At 62.2% G+C, this 17,700-nt stretch carries 20 protein-coding genes and 1 tRNA gene; 8 read left to right on the forward strand and 13 right to left on the reverse strand.

Going from position 1 to position 17,700, the window contains the following annotated elements; translation table 11 throughout:
* From H147_RS0105565 to dapF, 4 genes are read right to left on the reverse strand one after another with little or no spacing between them, the layout of a single operon-like run.
* Positions 1-600, reverse strand: a complete 600-nt coding sequence (locus H147_RS0105565; RefSeq protein ID WP_019954365.1) for a glutathione S-transferase — start codon at positions 598-600, stop codon at positions 1-3.
* Positions 601-619: 19 nt separating this feature from the next.
* Positions 620-1,252, reverse strand: a complete 633-nt coding sequence (locus H147_RS0105570) for a glutathione S-transferase (RefSeq protein ID WP_081625826.1) — start codon at positions 1,250-1,252, stop codon at positions 620-622.
* A 41-nt stretch (positions 1,253-1,293) separates the two neighbouring features.
* A complete protein-coding gene (gene mtaB, locus H147_RS0105575; protein ID WP_043699424.1) occupies positions 1,294-2,550 on the reverse strand; it encodes a tRNA (N(6)-L-threonylcarbamoyladenosine(37)-C(2))-methylthiotransferase MtaB in 1,257 nt (418 codons plus the stop codon).
* On the reverse strand, positions 2,550-3,365 hold the full coding sequence (gene dapF / locus H147_RS0105580; RefSeq protein ID WP_026352277.1) for a diaminopimelate epimerase: 816 nt from the start codon (positions 3,363-3,365) through the stop codon (positions 2,550-2,552). Before dapF ends, mtaB begins: the two co-directional genes overlap by 1 nt.
* A gap of 95 nt (positions 3,366-3,460) precedes the next feature.
* Between dapF and H147_RS0105585 the strand changes: the two genes are divergently transcribed.
* From H147_RS0105585 to H147_RS20935, 3 genes are all read left to right on the forward strand, one after another.
* Positions 3,461-3,536, forward strand: a tRNA-Lys gene (locus H147_RS0105585).
* A gap of 96 nt (positions 3,537-3,632) precedes the next feature.
* Positions 3,633-4,631 (forward strand): extracellular catalytic domain type 1 short-chain-length polyhydroxyalkanoate depolymerase, encoded by a 999-nt coding sequence (locus tag H147_RS0105590; RefSeq protein ID WP_245541107.1) that lies wholly within the window; start codon positions 3,633-3,635, stop codon positions 4,629-4,631.
* Positions 4,632-4,985: 354 nt separating this feature from the next.
* Positions 4,986-5,243, forward strand: coding sequence for a hypothetical protein (locus H147_RS20935; RefSeq protein WP_019954369.1), 258 nt, complete (start codon positions 4,986-4,988; stop codon positions 5,241-5,243).
* 97 nt (positions 5,244-5,340) lie between these two features.
* On the opposite strand, the gene H147_RS0105600 is transcribed toward H147_RS20935, so the two are convergent.
* From H147_RS0105600 to H147_RS0105635, 8 genes are read right to left on the reverse strand one after another with little or no spacing between them, the layout of a single operon-like run.
* Positions 5,341-6,138: a creatininase family protein gene (locus H147_RS0105600; protein WP_019954370.1), complete on the reverse strand. Its 798-nt coding sequence runs from the start codon at positions 6,136-6,138 to the stop codon at positions 5,341-5,343.
* Positions 6,135-6,770, reverse strand: a complete 636-nt coding sequence (locus H147_RS0105605; RefSeq protein ID WP_019954371.1) for an NAD(P)H-dependent oxidoreductase — start codon at positions 6,768-6,770, stop codon at positions 6,135-6,137. Before H147_RS0105605 ends, H147_RS0105600 begins: the two co-directional genes overlap by 4 nt.
* Positions 6,767-7,348 (reverse strand): NAD(P)H-dependent oxidoreductase, encoded by a 582-nt coding sequence (locus tag H147_RS0105610; RefSeq protein WP_110570921.1) that lies wholly within the window; start codon positions 7,346-7,348, stop codon positions 6,767-6,769. The genes H147_RS0105605 and H147_RS0105610 overlap by 4 nt, the downstream gene beginning before the upstream one ends.
* Positions 7,348-8,751, reverse strand: coding sequence for an FAD-binding oxidoreductase (locus H147_RS0105615; RefSeq protein WP_019954373.1), 1,404 nt, complete (start codon positions 8,749-8,751; stop codon positions 7,348-7,350). Before H147_RS0105615 ends, H147_RS0105610 begins: the two co-directional genes overlap by 1 nt.
* The gene (locus tag H147_RS0105620; protein ID WP_019954374.1) at positions 8,751-10,028 is read right to left on the reverse strand and encodes a cytosine deaminase; all 1,278 of its coding nucleotides are present in this window, start codon (positions 10,026-10,028) and stop codon (positions 8,751-8,753) included. Before H147_RS0105620 ends, H147_RS0105615 begins: the two co-directional genes overlap by 1 nt.
* Positions 10,025-10,897, reverse strand: a complete 873-nt coding sequence (locus tag H147_RS0105625; protein ID WP_019954375.1) for an ABC transporter permease — start codon at positions 10,895-10,897, stop codon at positions 10,025-10,027. The genes H147_RS0105620 and H147_RS0105625 overlap by 4 nt, the downstream gene beginning before the upstream one ends.
* On the reverse strand, positions 10,897-11,697 hold the full coding sequence (locus H147_RS0105630; protein WP_019954376.1) for an ABC transporter ATP-binding protein: 801 nt from the start codon (positions 11,695-11,697) through the stop codon (positions 10,897-10,899). Before H147_RS0105630 ends, H147_RS0105625 begins: the two co-directional genes overlap by 1 nt.
* Positions 11,698-11,726: 29 nt before the next feature.
* Complete coding sequence (locus H147_RS0105635) at positions 11,727-12,716, reverse strand: ABC transporter substrate-binding protein (protein ID WP_019954377.1); 990 nt, start codon at positions 12,714-12,716, stop codon at positions 11,727-11,729.
* Positions 12,717-12,968: 252 nt separating this feature from the next.
* Here H147_RS0105635 and H147_RS0105640 point away from each other — a divergent pair, with 252 nt between their 5' ends.
* Entirely contained in the window at positions 12,969-13,358 is a 390-nt protein-coding gene (locus tag H147_RS0105640; RefSeq protein WP_110570923.1) for a RidA family protein, read from the forward strand.
* Here the strand turns inward: H147_RS0105640 and H147_RS19370 are convergent.
* Positions 13,355-14,269, reverse strand: a complete 915-nt coding sequence (locus H147_RS19370; RefSeq protein WP_162561636.1) for a MurR/RpiR family transcriptional regulator — start codon at positions 14,267-14,269, stop codon at positions 13,355-13,357. The two genes, H147_RS0105640 and H147_RS19370, sit on opposite strands and share 4 nt — an antisense overlap.
* Positions 14,270-14,343: 74 nt before the next feature.
* Between H147_RS19370 and H147_RS0105650 the strand changes: the two genes are divergently transcribed.
* From H147_RS0105650 to H147_RS19375, 4 genes are read left to right on the forward strand one after another with little or no spacing between them, the layout of a single operon-like run.
* On the forward strand, positions 14,344-15,120 hold the full coding sequence (locus tag H147_RS0105650) for a transporter substrate-binding domain-containing protein (RefSeq protein WP_019954380.1): 777 nt from the start codon (positions 14,344-14,346) through the stop codon (positions 15,118-15,120).
* 51 nt (positions 15,121-15,171) lie between these two features.
* Positions 15,172-15,861 (forward strand): ABC transporter permease, encoded by a 690-nt coding sequence (locus H147_RS0105655; RefSeq protein WP_026352282.1) that lies wholly within the window; start codon positions 15,172-15,174, stop codon positions 15,859-15,861.
* Positions 15,858-16,595, forward strand: coding sequence for an ABC transporter permease (locus tag H147_RS0105660; RefSeq protein WP_019954382.1), 738 nt, complete (start codon positions 15,858-15,860; stop codon positions 16,593-16,595). The genes H147_RS0105655 and H147_RS0105660 overlap by 4 nt, the downstream gene beginning before the upstream one ends.
* The gene (locus tag H147_RS19375) at positions 16,588-17,700 is read left to right on the forward strand and encodes a succinylglutamate desuccinylase/aspartoacylase family protein (protein ID WP_051108187.1); all 1,113 of its coding nucleotides are present in this window, start codon (positions 16,588-16,590) and stop codon (positions 17,698-17,700) included. Before H147_RS0105660 ends, H147_RS19375 begins: the two co-directional genes overlap by 8 nt.

The raw sequence follows: 17,700 nt of genomic DNA on the forward strand, positions 1-17,700 counted from the left end.
TCAGGCGGCGGTGGCGGCCATGCTGTCCCGCGTCATGAAATCCGCGTGCCAAGCAGCCAGCGCGTCATTGCCGTTGCGCCAACCGCGCGCGTGATGCCGCAGATCGACATAGGACAGCGCGCAGGCGATCCCGATATGGCCGATATCCAATGGGCCGTGCAGATGGCTCATCCAGCGGGCATTGACGGCGGCGATCGTGCGGCTGGCCTTGCCCCATTGCGCCTCGACCCAGTCGGATGATTGCTGCGCCTCGGGCCGCAGCCGCGCCTCGTATGTCATCAGCACGGCGGCTTCCATGATGGCATCGGCTGTCGCCTCGAGCGTCAGAACCTCCCAGATCCGCGCCTGAGGATACAGCGATCCGTCGCCGTGGTCGTTCAGAAAGCGGGTGATGACCCGGCTGTCATAGATCGCGGGGCCGCTGTCGCGCACCAGCGCCGGGATCTTGCCGGTCGGGTTCGCCGCGACCACAGAGGGATCAGAGGCCAGCGGTGTCGTCGTCACTGTCACCTCTTCGACCTGATCCAGCAGATCAAGTTCGCGCAGGACAACGCGGACCTTGCGCACAAATGGGGACGCGGGGGACATCAGCAGTTTCATTACGGCACCTATATGAAGATCACGCGAACAAGACCTGATCCTGCCCGTTTTGCCAAGGTGGATATTTCCGCATCACGGCGGCAAAGCGGTGCGAGCTTTTGAAATCCTCCAGCCAGCGCGCGAGGTCCGGCATGTCCTGCGCTGCAAACCAATCCATGTCGATATGCGCGAACTGGCGCACGAATGGCAGGATCGCCATATCGGCCATGCGCGCCTGCGGTCCGAACAGGTATGCCGACCCGCGCAGCCGCGCGTCAAGATCTCTTAGAAAATCCAGTGCCTTGTCGCGTTCCGTGACCAGATCGAGATCCGGGTAGCGCACGGCGTATTTGGTGTGGTCGAGCGCGGACTTGAACGGCCCGTCGCAGTGGTCGATCAGGTCATGCCCGTCCTGCGTCATGGCAAGCCAGTCTTCCGGGTCGTGCTGGTTGAGCGCCCAGAGCATGATGTCGCGGCTTTCGGCGATCACGCGACCCCCGGTGTCGATGACCGGCACGGTGCCTTTGGGGGATGTCGCCAGAAACGCCGCCGGTTTGTCGCGCAGCAGGATTTCACGCAGATCCACCTGCACGCCGCTGGCATGGATCGCAAGCCTTGCGCGCATGGCGAAAGGACAGCGGCGGAAGGTCCAGAGGATGGGGCGGGATTGCAAAGAGTCTTGCCTCCGGCGGGGATATTTAGGCTCGGAAGATGTCAGGCAGTCAGGCGATTGTCGGCAACTCCGGTGATTGTCGCCGTGACGATCCGGCTTTCGGGTTGGTCGGCGGCAAAGGTCACTTCGGTGAATTGTTCGGTGCGGCCCATGCGCGGGCTTTCCATCAGGATGTGATGGGTGCGCCCGATCTGGGCGGCAAGATGCGTGCTGACCTGCGCATCGCCAGCGGCCCGCAGGCGGGCGGCGCGGTCCTTGATCGCGGCACCATTCACGGCGGGCATGCGCGCGGCGGGGGTGCCGGGGCGCGCGGAATAGGGGAAGACGTGCAGCCATGTCAGGTCGCATTCCCGCACGAGGGCCAGCGAATTGGCGAACATGTCCTCGGTTTCGGTGGGAAAGCCCGCAATGATGTCCGCGCCGAATGTCATGTCGGGGCGCAAGCGGCGCGCGGTTTCGCAGAAACCGATCGCATCGTCGCGCAGGTGGCGGCGTTTCATCCGTTTCAGGATCAGATCGTCACCATGTTGCAGCGACAGGTGCAGATGTGGCATCAGGCGCGGTTCCGTCGCGATGGCGGCCATCAGGTTGTCGTCGACCTCGATCGAATCGATCGAGCTGATCCGCAGGCGCGGCAGGTCGGGCACCAGTTTCAGGATGCGCATCACCAGATCGCCCAGTTTCGGGGCTGATGGCAGGTCGGCCCCCCAGCTGGTCAGGTCGACGCCGGTCAGCACGACCTCCTGATAGCCGCGATCCACCAGCCGTTTGATCTGGTCTACCACGACGCCCGCAGGCACGGACCGCGAATTGCCACGGCCGAAGGGGATGATGCAAAAGGTGCAGCGATGGTCGCAGCCGTTTTGCACCTGTACATAGGCGCGGCTGCGGGTGCCGAAGCCGTCGATCAGGTGGCCCGCCGTTTCTGTCACCGACATGATGTCATCGACCTGCACGGGCTCGGTCGTGCCGATCAGGTCGGGTGTCAGCCCTGCCCAGGTCGCGGGCTCCATCTTTTCGGTATTGCCGATCACGACGTCGACCTCGGGCATGAGCGCGAATGTATCGGGTTCGGTTTGCGCGGCGCAGCCTGTCACGATGATGCGCGCAGCCGGATGGTCACGGCGCAATTTGCGGATGTCCTGACGCGCCTTGCGCACGGCCTCGGCTGTCACGGCGCAGGTGTTCACGATGACGGCGTTCTGCACACCGGCGGTGGCTGCAAGGTCTTTCATCGCCTCGGTTTCATAGGCGTTCAGACGGCAGCCGTGATTCGAAAAGATCGGTGCCTTGGTCATCAGAGCCGCCATTGCCCGTCGAACACATAGGCCGTCGCACCCGTCATCCAGACACCGTCATCGCGCCAATCGATGGCAAGGTCACCACCGTCGAGCGTGATGGTGACGGTGCGGCCTGTCAGCCCGCGTCGTGCCGCCGCAACCGCAACGGCACAGGACGACGACCCCGATGCCAGCGTCACCCCGACCCCGCGTTCCCAGACGCGCATCCGCAGATGGTCGGGGCCGATCACGCTGGCGAACTGGACATTGGTGCGTTGCGGGAACAGCGGGTGATGTTCCATCAGCGCGCCGCGCGAGGCAAGGTCCACGGCGTTGACATCATCGACGAAGAACGTGCAATGCGGGTTGCCCATGCCGGTGGCCGTCGGCGCACCGTCGATGGGCAGTTGCAGCGTATCCATTTGTTCGGCCAGCGGAATTTCGTGCCAGTCCAGCTGTGGTTGGCCCATGTTGACCGAGGTCAGCCCGTTGCCGGGATCGACAGCCTTTAGCGTGCCGCGGTCCGTTGTGATTGTCAGATCGCGCTGTCCGGTCTGGTCCATGACCAGCCGCGCGATGCAGCGCGTCGCATTGCCACAGGCGGCGGCGGTCGTGCCGTCGCTGTTCCAGAAGGTCAGATGCAGGTCCGCATCGGGCGTGTCAGAGATCACCGCCAGCTGGTCAAACCCGACGCCCCGGTGCCTGTCGGCAATCGCGCGCGCAAGCGCTGCCGTGACGCGCGGCGTTGTCCCGCGTTCGTCAACGACAACGAAGTCGTTGCCAAGCCCGTGCATCTTGCGAAAAGGCAGAAAGGTCTGATCGGTTTGTGTCATGGCGGCGATATAAACAATGCCAGGACACATATCCAGCGGCGAAGGCATTTGGGGGTTGACCGCGATGCAGCAGCTTTCTAAGTAGCGGCCTGTGTGGGCCGGTAGCTCAGTTGGTAGAGCAACTGACTTTTAATCAGTAGGTCTCGGGTTCGGATCCCGACCGGCTCACCACCATACATATAATGTCTGTGACGCGCGGCGGCTTTTAGACGCTGGCCCTTGAGGTTTTGTCCGTGTTTGGTCAGGGTCTTTGTCCTTTGATAGCTATTGACGGTTCTTGGTCAAGGAACTGATCCATATCAGCCCACGCAGCCCTTATTCGCGTACATACGAGGAAATCCCGCGAAAATGGATCTCTTCATGCCGATCTCCCCAGAAACCAGTGATCACCTCAGCGCCCTTGGGCATTTTGGAACCGACCCCGGATCGCTGGGCGCGGACACCTACGTTCCGAAGAACCTGCCCAAGGGACGCCCGCTCGTTGTTGTCCTGCATGGCAGCACGCAGTCTCCGGAAAGCTACAATATCGGGTCAGGCTGGTCGGCTCTCGCCGATGAATGCGGGATTGCGCTCCTTTTTCCGGAGCAACGCAAGGCAAACAACCCCATTGGCAGCTTCAACTGGTTCAAGCTGGGCGACAGCCACCGGGGCGGCGGCGAGCCGTTGTCCATTCGGCAGATGATCAAACAGGTCGTTGACGATCATGCCATCGACCCATCGCGCGTGTTCATTACGGGCATGTCCTCGGGCGGAGCGATGACGTCTGTTATGCTTGCGACCTACCCGGAAGTGTTCGCAGGTGGTGCGATCATCGCGGGGCTACCCTACCGCAGCGCGACCAACATGATGGAGGCGCTGGTTCGCATGAATGGCTATGGTAGTCCGTCCGATAGCCAGCTTGACGCACTCGTGCGCGGAGCTTCGACATTCACGGGGCCTTGGCCCACAATCTCTGTCTGGCATGGCGATGATGATACAACCGTCGACAATTCCAACGCCAGTTCGATCGTCCGGCAGTGGCAGAAGATCCACAAGGTCGAAGGCCCGCCGACACATGTCGAGATGGTTGACGGCTTTCCCCGGGAAGTCTGGTGCGACGCGGACGGGCGGGTGGTGATCGAGCAATACATCATCGGCAATATGGGCCACGGCACCCCGATCAGCGCCGGGGGCGACGATGGTTTGGGCAAAGAGGGCAAATATATGCTGGAAGTCGGCATTTCCTCGACCCGCCACATCGCGGATTTCTGGGGCCTTACATCATAACGGACCACCCCGTTTGCCGACGCCAGATGGCTGCAACCGTCAAAAGGCGCTGAGGCGGATCGGTTCTTGCATGTGGGTCGCGTAAAATCCTTTGGAACGCAGAGGTCGGCAAAGGGTCTGTCTGGCCCCATCGGGGCACAGCATCTTGCGCAATACGGATTTATGGGCAGAAAGACTGGGAGGGCGGCACACCACGTCGCCCCAGAAATCAACCATCGGACAATCCAAATGACCGGAGGTGAGTTTGAGCTGAGGTCAGGATGCGCAATACGCATGTTCAGTGACAACAAAAGGCTCAGGCATCGCTGCCTGAGCCTTTTGTGATGTGGCTTGCCTTAGAAAAGCAGCGCGACAATGATCACGACGACCAGAGGCGCGCCCAAGAGCCAGGCGATGATGGCGGGCATGGGCCTATCCTTTCTTGTTGTTTGTCGTGACAGCCTGTCAGGCAAGGCCGACAAAGCTGAGAATGGCGATAACGATGACGACGGCACCTACGATATAGATGATCTGGTTCATGGATATTTCTTTCGTTGCACTGGTCCGCTGTGCCGCCGGACGACATCGACCGGCGGGCAGGGTCCAAGAGCGATTGATTTGAGCGCGGCCTAGCCGGGCCGGCGGTGACGCGATCGGCCGGGCCATTGGCCGGTCTCTGCTGGGAACAACTGACGACGTGCCCGAAGGTTCCCTTGGGCGCCGTCTGGTGTCAGCTTGCGGAAAACGGCGCGTGGACGGGCGCGAACCGATCAATGGGTTCGCGGGTCATGGCATGCAGCAGCCCGATCACGGAATCGACCATGTGTTCGGCTGCTTGTTTGCCCTTTTCAGCGGTCGCAAGATGCGCCTCTCCTGCGACGCCATGCGGATTGATGTCACTGGCGATCCAGCCATAGGCGACTGCCCCGATAGGCGATACCGGGCTGGTTTCCGCAGTGGACCGGAAATCCTGCGCCGCCGTCATATCCACGGTGTCAGGCGCGAAATGCAGCATCAGGGATGTTTCGCTGTCCCCGCCATGGATGCCGTGGCGCATTTCCTGTTCGGAAAAAAGGCCGTCGGGCAGGCCAAGCCCGCCCCAGCCCATCCGCACGCAATACATCCCAGCCTGCACCCGCAATTCGCGCGATAGGATGGAAATCAGGTCCACATTGCCACCGTGGCTGTTCAGGATCAGCATCTTGCGGACCCCGGCGCGCGCCACGCTCAGCCCGATTTCGGTCCAGGCGCGCAGGGCGGTTTCCGCCGTCAGCGTCAGCGTGCCCTTGGCCCAAAGGTGTTCGTTCGACTTGCCCACCGCCATGACAGGCAGGATGCGGAAATCCAGATCCTCGGGGGCGCGCTGGCGCAACAGGTCCAGCAGCCCTTCGTTGATGATCGTGTCCACACCCACCGGCAGATGCGGGCCGTGCTGTTCGATCGCCGCTGTCGGCAGAATCGTAATGGTGCGCATCGGGTCGATGGCCGCATATTCCGGCGCGCGAAAGTCTTTCCAGTCACGTCTCATCCTGTCTGCTCCTTCATGGCGGCCTGGCGCGCGGGTTTACCGATCAGCCGGTCCATGCGGGCGGCAACGCGGCGCAGATGTCGCCTGCGGCTGGCGTCAGTCGAGGTGTCCATCAGGAAATGCGCTGCGAACACCTTTTTCGCGCGCGGATGCAGTAGCAGGCCCACACCGCGCAGCAAGGTCCGCTTGCCGGGCGCGCCGATCAGAAAGGTCAGCCAGCGACTGGCACCGCAGGTCGTGAAAACACCCATCCGCCGGATGTGCTGCAGCCCGCGCCGGATCGTGCGGTGCGTGTCGTCGGGCATCAGGAACGCCACATCGGGCAACAGCACGCGGTCAAGCCAGCCTTTCAGCATCGCGGGCATCCCGTACCACCATGTCGGGTAGACAAAGATCAAGGTGTCGCACCAACCCACATCGGCGCAATGATCCCCGACAGGCGCGCGATTGGCGGGACTGTCGGTGTAGCCTGTCCATTCCGGGCCGGTCAGAACCGGCTGGAACCCTTCGGCATAAAGATCCCGCAGCCGGATTTCGGCACCGGCCGCGGACAGTTTTTCGACCACAAGATCGCGTATCGCGGCGTTGAAACTGCCCTCGGCGGGATGCGCATAGATGACCAGAGCTTTCATAGTGCCGCCATTTCCGACCGCACACGGGCCAGATAGCCGGTGCGCTGGGCGTGGGTCGCGTGGTTCATGTTGTGCAGCGCAAGATACCGGACCTTGTCGGGCTTCGTCACACCCCAGACCGCGCGCTTGACCAGCTTGCGCGGTGGGTCCCCTGCCAGAAAGGCACGCAGCGGGGTGGCTCCATAGGTCGTGACCGCTGCCAGCTTGCGGATGTTCTGCAAACAGCCCTGCACCCCTGTCGGCGTCAGGTCGAACGACACGCCGGGCAGGAAAACACGGTCGAAAAACCCTTTCAGGATAGCAGGATAGCCGAAGTTCCAGACTGGAAAGACCAGCACCAGCGCATCCGCTGCGCGCAGCCGGTCGACATAGCCCTGCACGGGGGCGGTATTGATCGCGGTGTCATGGTAATTGCGCCGTTCCTGCGCTGACAGCACGGGATCGAATTTTTCGGCGTAAAGGTCGCAATCGTCTACGTCCCAGCCTGCCTTGGTCAGCGCCTCTGCCGTCGCCGCATGCAGGGCCGAGGCAAAACTTTCTTCGCAGGGATGGGCATAGACCAGCAGCGCCTTTGGCATCATTCAGCCACCTTCGTCAGGCCGGGCCAGGCGTACATCTGGTCATAGGACCAGTCGGGATTGTCCCATGCGATCATCTTGCCGGGGTTCAGCAGGCCCTTGGGGTCCGCCTCGCGCTTGAAATCAAGCTGGCGCTGGTCGGTGGACTGCCGCCCGCCTTCCTCCAGCGTATAGCGGTGCGGGTTGAACACCATCGCGCCCGCCGCCTCGTGCAGGGCGACGATTTCATCCAGCCGCGCCTCGGTCGTGAATTTGACAAGGCTCAGACCGCCCATCGCCACCCGCCCGTTCTGGCGCGTCACCTCGATATGCTGCAACACCTCGGGCGAGAATTTGGCGCGGATCTCGGCGATCAGGGCCAGCGGATCGTCGGTGCCATAGCCCACTTGCAGATAGGTGATCGTCGGATCGACTTTGAGCGCGCGCAGGGTCGTGTGGTTCCAGCCGTATTCGAACACATGGCCCGGATCACGGTCCCAATCGCTCGCATCGGACCGATAGATCACTTTGGCGGTTGGAAACTGCGTGCAGAAGGTCGTGAAGGCCTCCATCGCATGGGGGGCGACCATCAGCGCCAGCACGGTGTCGCCCGGCTGCACATGGGGTGCGACGCGCTGGAAATAATCCTGCGCGGTCGGTGCCTCGAATATCGTGGCAAGCTTGATCAGCAGCCCGTCACAGGAGGCCAGATCATAGCTGAACTGCATGGCCTCGTCGAAATCCGGCAGGGTGACGAAGATGCCGACCCAGTCATAAGCGGGGGCGAGCGGTATCTCGATTTCCGTGATGATGCCATTGGTGCCATAGGCGTGGCTGACGCGGTGCAGATCATCGCCGCGACATTCAAGGATGCGGGGCTCTTCTTCCATCGTGATCACGCGCAGGCGGATGATGTTGCCGGGGTCGCGCAACGACCCCCATCGCACCGATCCGACCCCGCCGGACCCGCCCGCGATGAAACCGCCGATGGTGGCCGTGGCCCAGGTGGATGAAAACATGCGCAATTCCTGCGCTGAATGACTGATGCAGGCCGCGTCGATGTCTTTCAGGAGGCAGCCCGGTTCGACAATGCAGCGGCCCGGATGGATTTCCTTGACCGCGTTCATCTTGTGCATGTGCAGGATGCAGCCGCCCGCCAGCGGCATCGCCTGCCCGTAATTGCCCGTGCCGGTGCCGCGTGTCGTGACGGGGACATTGTGGGCATAGCAGGTTTTCAGCACCTCGATCACCTCGGCCTCGGACTTGGGCGAGACGACGAAATCGCCGACAACCCCGTCCAGCCGCGCCTTGAGCACGGGCGAATACCAGAAAAAATCCCGGCTTTTCGCTTTGACGGCGACGGGGTTGGTGTCGATCTCCAGATGCGACAGAGCGGCAAGAGCGGCGGCGACATTCGGTTTCATCAGTGCGTCCTCATCAGATGGTCAAGTTCGGCATAGGCGGGCAAGGTCGTGTCGATGGCGCGCCCGGCGCGCAGCACGATCCGGTCGGATTGCGGGCGGGCGAAGAGCTCGTTCCAGCTGCGCGCATTGCAGATCACCAGATCGACAGGGGTGCCCACCGCCAGCGACGGCGCGTCAAAGCCGCAGGCCGCGGCGGGGTTCGTCAGAACCGTACGGCACCAGTCGGGGTCGGCATGATCCAGATGCCCGATGCGGGTCGCCTCGCGCAGCACCTCGATCATGTCCATGTCGCCATATGCGTAGAACGGATCGCGCGTATTGTCGGAGGCAAAGCTGACGTTGATCCCCCGCGCCTTCATCTCGTGGACCAGCGTGATCCCGCGATTGCGCGGCGTGCGGCCTGTGTGCCTGTCTTGCAGATACAGGTTGCACATCGGCAGGCTGACGACATGCAGCCCTGCCTTGGCGACCAGATCGAGCGTGTGCAGCGCCTCGGTCTCATCCATTGTGGACAGGCTGCACAGGTGCCCGACGACGACCTTTGCATCGAAATGCGAGGCGAGCACCTCTGCCGCGATCAGGCGCAGGGTGTTGACGGAAGGGTCGAGCGTTTCATCGACGTGGAAATCTGCCTCCAGCCCCCGGACGGTGGCGGCGGCAAGAAAGCCGCTGATTTGCGCGACGATGTTGGGATTGGGATAGGTCACGGTGCCAAGAACACCCCCTGTCCCCGCAACCAGATCGGCGGTGGCGCTGAATGCGTCTTTCTCTTCGATATAATCACACGACGACAGGCTGGCGGCCTGCAATGCGATCCGGCCCGCCCATGTGTCGCGCATCTCGGCGAAGACAGGCCATGTAATCGCGTCCTGGGGTGTGTGGCTGTCCAGATGGGTGCGGATCGCGCGGGTGCCGTGCGCATAGGCGCAGCGCAGCGAAAAATCCATCCGCGCCCGCAGATCGTCGGCGTTCCAGTTGGCGCGTGCATCCACGCCGACGGCATTGATCGCCCCGTCAAAGGTGCCGTCGGGGTTGGGTTGGCGCGCCCAGATGTGGCCCTTGTCCAGATGGGTGTGCATGTCGACGAAACAGGGCAGCGCCAGCGCGCCCTGCATGTCGACCTCTGCCTCGGCCGGAGCGTCACTGATTACGCCATCCACAATCGTCAGGCTATGCGCCACCAGCGAGGCGGATTGCCCCACCAGATACCCCGGCACAGTCAGATTGGTCAGCCGCAGGGCGGCAACGTCAGGCAAGTCCTTGAATGGCATCATCATTCCCGTTTCAGTGCGCTTTCATGCCATTTGCGCAGTGCAAAATGGCTGATCGCCGTGGTGATCGCGAAGATGACAACACCTGTCAGCGCGATCAGCAACAATGCGGCGAACATCCGCGGAATGTTCAGGCGGTATCCCGCCTCGAGAATGCGGAACGCAAGGCCGGACCCGATCCCGCCGGTGCCAGCGACGTATTCGGCGACCACCGCGCCGATCAGCGCGAGGCCACCCGCGATCCGCAGGCCCCCAAGGAAATAGGGCAAGGCGGACGGCAGTTGCAGATAGCGCAGGCGCTGCCAGCGGCTTGCCTTGTAGATCAGCATCAGGTCCCGCAGGTTGTGGTCCGCCGATTTCAGCCCCAGCGACGTATTGGCAAGGATCGGAAAGAACGCGACGATCCACGCGCATAGCAGCAGGCCCACCATCCGGTTTTCGATATAGATGAAGATCAGCGGCGCGATGGCCACGATGGGGGTTACCTGCAAGATCACCGCAAAAGGCGAAAACGACATTTCCGCCAGTTTGCTTTGCGTGAACAGCACGGCCAGCCCGACCCCGCCGATGATCGCAACCGCCAGCGCCATCAACGTGATCTGCAACGTCACCAACAGGGACGGATAAAGCGTGTGCCAGTCGTCGACCAGCGTTTGCAGGACAAGGCCGGGGCGCGGCAGCACGTAATGTGGAATCGCGTTCACGACGACGATGCGGTCCCAGATCCAGACGCTGAGCGACAGAACAAGGATGGGCAGTACCCATTTCGCAATGGCCTCGACACGCTTTTTGCGGGCAAAGGCAAGTTCGTCGATATCGACCATGGCGGTGTTTTCCGTCTTGCCGCGGCCAAGAGCCTGTTCGGTTGCGGACATCAATGTGTCTCCTCTGGGGCCAGCGTGCTCATCAATGTGTCCGATGTTTCGCGCGCGATCTGCGCGTATTCCGGCGATGTGCGCCAGTCGATGCCACGCGGATAGGGCGCATCGACCGCGATTTCGCGGATGATCCGCCCCGGTCGCGCAGCCATCACCAATATCCGGTCGGACAGGAACACGCTTTCGAACACCGAATGGGTGACGAAAATCACCGTCGCCCCGGTGCGCGCCTTGAGGTTCAACAGATCGTCGTTCAACCTTTGGCGGGTGATCTCATCCAGCGCGGCGAATGGTTCGTCCATCAGGATCAGGCGCGGGTTCGTGACAAGCGCCCGCGCGATGGACACCCGCATCTTCATCCCGCCCGACAATTCGCGCGGATAGGCATTCGCGAATTTCTCAAGACCTACCAGGGCCAGCACTTCCTCGATCCGGTCCTTGACCTGCGCAAAGGATTGACCGCGCAGGCGGAACGGCAGCCAGACGTTTTTGGCCACGGTGGTCCATGGCATCAAGGTTGCTTCCTGAAACACCACGCCCAGATCATCGGCCCCTTGCCCGCCTTCCCATGTGATCCGGCCCAGCGTCGGCCGCATCAGCCCGGCGATCAGGCGCAAGGCGGTTGATTTACCACAGCCCGACGGCCCCAACAGCGAGATGAAGTCGCCCTCGTTCACTGTCAGCGACATCCGCTGCAAGGCGACCACGTTCCCGTTGAACGTCTTGTCAACGGATTGCATCGACAAGACGGGCGCGCGCTGTCCGGCGGGCAAGATCATGCGCGGTTGCGTGGTCATGATGCTCCTTTCAAAGCTCGCCTTTGGGGTCAGGGTTTCAGGTCCATCCCCAGCCCGGCGTTCACGAAGTCGAGCGAATAGCTCGTGCTGATATCAAGTCCGCCCTCGATCACGCCAGCCTCGACCATCTTGGCGTAAAAGTCGTTCATCCGCGCCTCGGTCATTGCGCCGACGCCCAGCGTTTCAGTATCGCCGCTGTCGATGATGCCTTCGTCTTTCATCATGGCGATGGCGAATTCGATTTTGTCCATCGTCATGTCGGGGTTGTCCGACATGATCAGTTCATTGGCGGCGCTGTTGTCGCCGTAGATGTAGTTGTACCAGCCGAGAATCGACCCTTCGACAAAGCATTTCACGACCTCGGGCTGCGTTTCGACTGTTTCGGCCAGCGTCTGGATGGTCGTCGAATAGGCAGAGAATCCGGCATCCGCGATCAGCCAGACATCCGGCACCATGCCGGTTTCAACCTCGATCGCGTAGGGTTCGGAAGACAGATACCCCTGCATCGCGCTTTCAGTGTTCACGAGGAACGGGGCAGAGTTGAATGTGTAGGGCTGGCGCTGCTCATCGTTGAAGCCATAAGCGGCCTTCATCCATTCGTAATAGGGCGCGCCGTCCTGCACGATCATCGTCAGGTCGGTCAGTTCCGCGAAACTGCCGACGCGGCCGGGGTGGCTGATGATGACTTGCGGATCCTTCTGGAACGACGCCATCACGTTCACCAGCGGCAGCCCCTCGGCCACGCCAAAGAACGCATCCAGCGTGCCACCCATATAGAAATCGATCCGTCCGGCCAGCATCAGTGCCTGGTTGTTGACCTGCGGACCACCCGGCAGGATCGTGACGTTCAGCCCGCAGGCTTCATAGGTGCCATCGGCGACGGATTGATAGAACCCGCCATGTTCCGCCTGCGCGACCCAGTTGGTGCCGTAGGTGACATCGACCAATGCGGTCTGTGCGGTGGCCACCGCGGCAAAGGGCATGACGGTGGTGGCAAGTAAAAGGCGACGGATTTTCATTCCAAAGGCTCCCCGGATGATTAACGCTTTTGCTCAGCAACAATTCGCTGCGTTGCAGAATCAAGGAAAAGCGGGTGCGTGATCACGCAGAGTCAGTTCCTGCCCAAAAAACCACCAGATTCACCGTGATTCCGTCGGCAGGTGCCAGAAATTACAGCGTCGACGCCGAAATGGCCGGTCGGTGCGCGTTTCATATGCCGCGGGTGCGATCGCGCCGTCACAATGCCCTGCGGTCCACAAAAAGGAGCCATGATGCGACAGCTATCCCCGCCCGTTCTGCCTGCCCCGTTTGGTCGCTACGCGCATGGCGTCGAGGTGCCGCCTGGCGCGCGCATCGTCGTGACATCCGGGCAGTTGGGGCTTGATGCGCAGGGCCGAGTCCCAGCCACCGCGTTCGAACAGGCGCAGGTCTGCTTTGCGCATTGCGCGGCGATCCTGCACGACGCTGGCATGACCCCGCATGACGTGATCCGCATCAACGCCTTCGTCACGCAGCGCGACCATATGCCGGATTATATGAAGGCACGCGACGCATGGCTGGCGACGGCGACACGGTTGCCCGCCTCGACCCTTGTGATCGTGTCGGGGTTCACCCGCCCCGAATTTCTGGTCGAGGTCGAGGTGACTGCCGCCCAGCGCTAGCTGCCGCCATCGGCAAGATAGGCGGACATGATCGCCGCCATCCGACCCGCACGGTGGACATGCGCGGGATCCGACAGCAGGAATTCGGCCAAAAGCGCCTCGATCAACGCGAGGCCCGGCAGACAGGACGACGACAGGATCGGATGCTGCGCTGGCGCCATCAACACCTGATCCGCGATCTGCGCCAAGGGGGATGCTGGCGAATCGGTCAGCGCGATCAGGTTCGCGCCCATGGATTTTGCGGCCTTCGACAGCTCGATCACGTCGCTGGAATAGCGCGGGAATGAAATCGCCACCACGGTATCGCCCGGTCCGACCGACATCAGCCGCCCCGCCGCAACCTCTGTCCCGCCGAACTGCACGACGTTGAACACCGCATCGCGGTAAGGCTGAAGGCCAAGCGCCAGAATCGCCGCCAGATGGGCCGATAGCCCAAAGCCGATGACCCAGATCTGCCGCGCGTCACACAACGTTTTCGTCGCTTGTTGTATCGCAGCGGCGGTCGCGTCATCCGACAGGCTGTCCAACTGCGCGCGGGCCGATGCGAGAGAGGATTCCGACGCCGATGCCCCTTGTGCGCCTTGGGCCAGGCGGCTTTCCAGCTTGGTCACAGGGGCAATCAGGTCATGCACCCGGTTCGCCACCTCTGCGCGAAAGGCGGCATAATTGTCGATCCCCAGATCCCTGACATAGCGGCTGATCGTACTGGCCGAGATACCCGCAGCTTGCGAGATGTCCTCGATCCCGTGGGTCGCGACGAAAACCGGGTTGCGCAGGATGAAATCCGACAGCGCCCGCTGCGACTTTGATCCGTCGCGCATCCGCGCCACGACCTGCTGGCCCAAGGCGCTGTCGGCAAAGTGCCGGGTCGCGCCAGCGGTCCAGCCCAAGTTCTCTGTTGACTTATTCATTTTCATTTTTCAAACTTATGAAAGTTAATCAATCACAACAAGTCGGTTTATCCGGCATCCAACAGGAGCCTCCCATGTACAAATCCCTTGCCGCCGTATCGTTTGCGGCGCTTCTCGCGGCCCCGGCCATTGCGCAGGATGAAATCCGCATCGGCGTCGAAGGCAATTACCCGCCCTTCAGCCAGGTGTCGCCTGACGGGACGCTGTCCGGATTCGACATCGATATCGCCAATGTGCTTTGCGACCGGATGAGCGCGGAATGCACGATGGTGCAGCAGGAATGGGACGGGATGATCCCGGCGCTGGCGGCCAACAAGTTCGATATGATCGTGGCCTCGATGACGATCACCGAAAAGCGCAAGGAAGTCGTCGATTTCTCTGATCCCTATTACGATGTCCCGTCGCGCTTTATCGCGGCAGAGGGTGCGTTCGAAGGCTACAGCCCCGAAGAACTGGCTGGCAAGACGATTATCGTGCTGCGCAACAGCCCGCGCGCCGAATATCTGGCGGCGACCTACCCTGACAGCGACATCCTTGCCGTTGACCGCGAACCGGCGGTGTACCTGGAACTGATGGCCGGGCGCGGCGACGTGGCCTTTGGGTCGTCCGTCGTATCGGCCGAGGCGTTCCTGAACCAGCCCGAAGGCGAAGGTTTCGCGCAGGTTGGCGAACCAATCACGCTGACAGACGGTGTTGACGGCGGTGTCGGCATCGCGATGCGCAAGGGTGACAACGCGCTGCGCACCCGCGTGAACGAAGCCCTGGCCGCGATCATGGCCGACGGCACCTATGACGAGATGGCATCGGCCTATTTCGACTTTGACATCATGCCCGTCGGCGCACGCCAGTAACAAAGGCCGCCCCCTGCACGACAGGGGGCGACCGACGCCGGGGGGACGATGATGTTTCATGGCTATTTGCCGATGATCCTGGACGGATTGCAGGTCACGTTGTCGGTGGCGCTTGTGTCGCTGGCGGTGGCTTGTGTTTTCGGGATGATGGGAGCCAGCGCCAAGCTGTCGTCGTCGCCGGTGCTGCGCGGCATCGGATGGGGTTATACGACCGTCATCCGCGCGCTGCCTGACCTCTTGTTGATGCTGATCATCTTCTATGGTGGCCAGATCATGCTGAACCGCCTGACGCAGGCGCAGGGTTGGGGGTACATCGACATCAATGCCTTCGTGGCGGGTACGATCACGCTGGGTTTCGTGTTCGGTGCCTATCTGACGGAAACCTTCCGTGGCGCGATCCTTGCGATTCCGCGCGGGCAGATCGAGGCGGGGCACGCCATGGGCCTGACGCGCGGGCAGGTGATGCGCGACATCACGATCCCGCAGATGATCCGGCACGCGATCCCCGGTTTCACGAACAACTGGCTGGTCATGCTCAAGGCGACGGCGCTGGTGTCGATCATCGGACTGGATGACATGGTGCATCGCGCCTCGCTTGCCTCGGCCGCGACGCGAGAGCCGTTCACTTTCTATGCGCTGATCGGATTGATCTATCTGGCGGTGACGACGGTTTCCATCATTGCGCTGGGCGCGCTCAACCGCCGCGTTTCGCGTGGCATCAAGGCAGAGGCGGTCCGATGATCAACTGGACGATCGTGATCGACATGCTGCCCGCCTTCTGGAACGGGCTGCTGATGACGCTGTTCCTGCTGGTCACGGCGGCGATCAGCGGGCTGGTGCTGTCAGTTCCGCTGGCAGTGGCCAGAACCGCGCAAAGCCGCTGGGCGTCATGGCCGGTGTTCGGCTTTACCTACGTGATCCGGGGCACACCGCTTTTGGTGCAGCTGTTCATCATCTACTATGGCCTGCCGCAATTCGGGCTGATCCGCGACAGCGCGCTCTGGCCGATGCTGCGCGATCCGTGGTTCTGCGCATGGCTCGCGTTCACGCTGAATACCACGGCCTATACGACCGAGATTTTCGCAGGTGCCATCCGCACCACCCCATCGGGCGAGATCGAGGCCGCCCGCGCCATGGGCCTGACCCGCGCGCAGGTGTTCCGCGATGTGTTCTGGCCGGGGGCATGGCGGCGCGCCCTGCCGCAATATGGCAACGAGATCGTGCAATTGATGCATGCGACCGCCCTTGCCAGCACCATCACCATCGTCGAAATCCTGCGGGTGGGGCGCGATGTCTATACCAACTATCTGGTCATTCCCGAAAGTTTCGGTATGGCGGCAGTGTTTTACCTTGGCCTGACTTTGGCGCTGACCACCCTTTTCCGCGGGTTGGAGCGGCACTTTCTTCGCCACCTTGACCCGCGCGCCAGCGCGACGGCGCGACCAGCAGCAGAAAAGGCCACCGCCCATGCATAGGCACCGCTTCAATTTCGCCGGACGTGGCGCAGGCACGAAACACAGTGTCACGGCGTTCACATTCGGCGACCCCGACGCCCGCCCGCATGTCCATATCCAAGGCGGGCTGCATGCCGATGAAGGGCCCGGCATGATGGTCGCGCGGCTGCTTGCCGACCTGCTTGCCGTCGCTGAAAAGGACGGGCGCATGATCGGCACGCTGACTGTCGTGCCTTTCGCCAATTCGCTGGGGCTGGGCCAGATCCTGCACGGCGATCATGCCGGACGGTTCGATTTCTACGACGGACGCAATTTCAACCGTGATTATCCGGACCTTGCCGAACGCGTGGCTGCGCGTGTGGCGCACGACCTTACCTTGGATGAAGCCGCTAATCGTGCGCTGATCCGCACGGCCCTGTCCGCCGCTTTGCAGGATCATGAGCCTGTCGGCCCGGTAGAGACCCTGCGCCATCACCTGATGGGATGCGCGATGCAGGCTGATGTCGTGCTTGACCTGCATTGCGATGGCGAAGCCGCGATGCATCTTTACACCCAGCCTGCCGCATGGCCCACCTTTGCGCCGCTGGCCGCGCTGACCGGTTGCCGTGCCGCGCTCTTGGCCGAGGTATCGGGCGGCAACCCGTTCGACGAAGCGGTGTCGGGACCATGGACGGCGCTGTCCGCACGGTTCCCCGATCATCCGATCCCGCTTGGCTGTATCAGCACCACCCTTGAACTGCGCGGCAGGTCCGATGTCTGCCGTGACATGGGGATGCGCGACGCGCAGGCGATCATGGATTACCTGATCTGGCTTGGTGCGCTGACAGGATCGGTCGATCTGCCGGATGCGGCCTGCGCGCCGACACCCCTTGCGGGGTCCGAGGCGCTGACAGCGCCCGTCGCGGGCTTACTGTCCTACCCCGTCCCTGTCGGTACACAGGTCACGGCAGGGCAGGTCGTCGCCGAGATTACCGATCTTGATACCGGCACCGTGACGCCGGTACAGGCCACAACTTCGGGCGTTTTCTACGCCCGCCCCGCCACACGTATCGCCGAGGCCGGCAAGCGGCTTGGCAAAATTGCAGGCAGTGTTCCGTTCCGGGACGGTGCGCTGCTTAGCCCCTGA

This window comes from Yoonia vestfoldensis DSM 16212, from assembly GCF_000382265.1.
Lineage (GTDB): Bacteria > Pseudomonadota > Alphaproteobacteria > Rhodobacterales > Rhodobacteraceae > Yoonia > Yoonia vestfoldensis.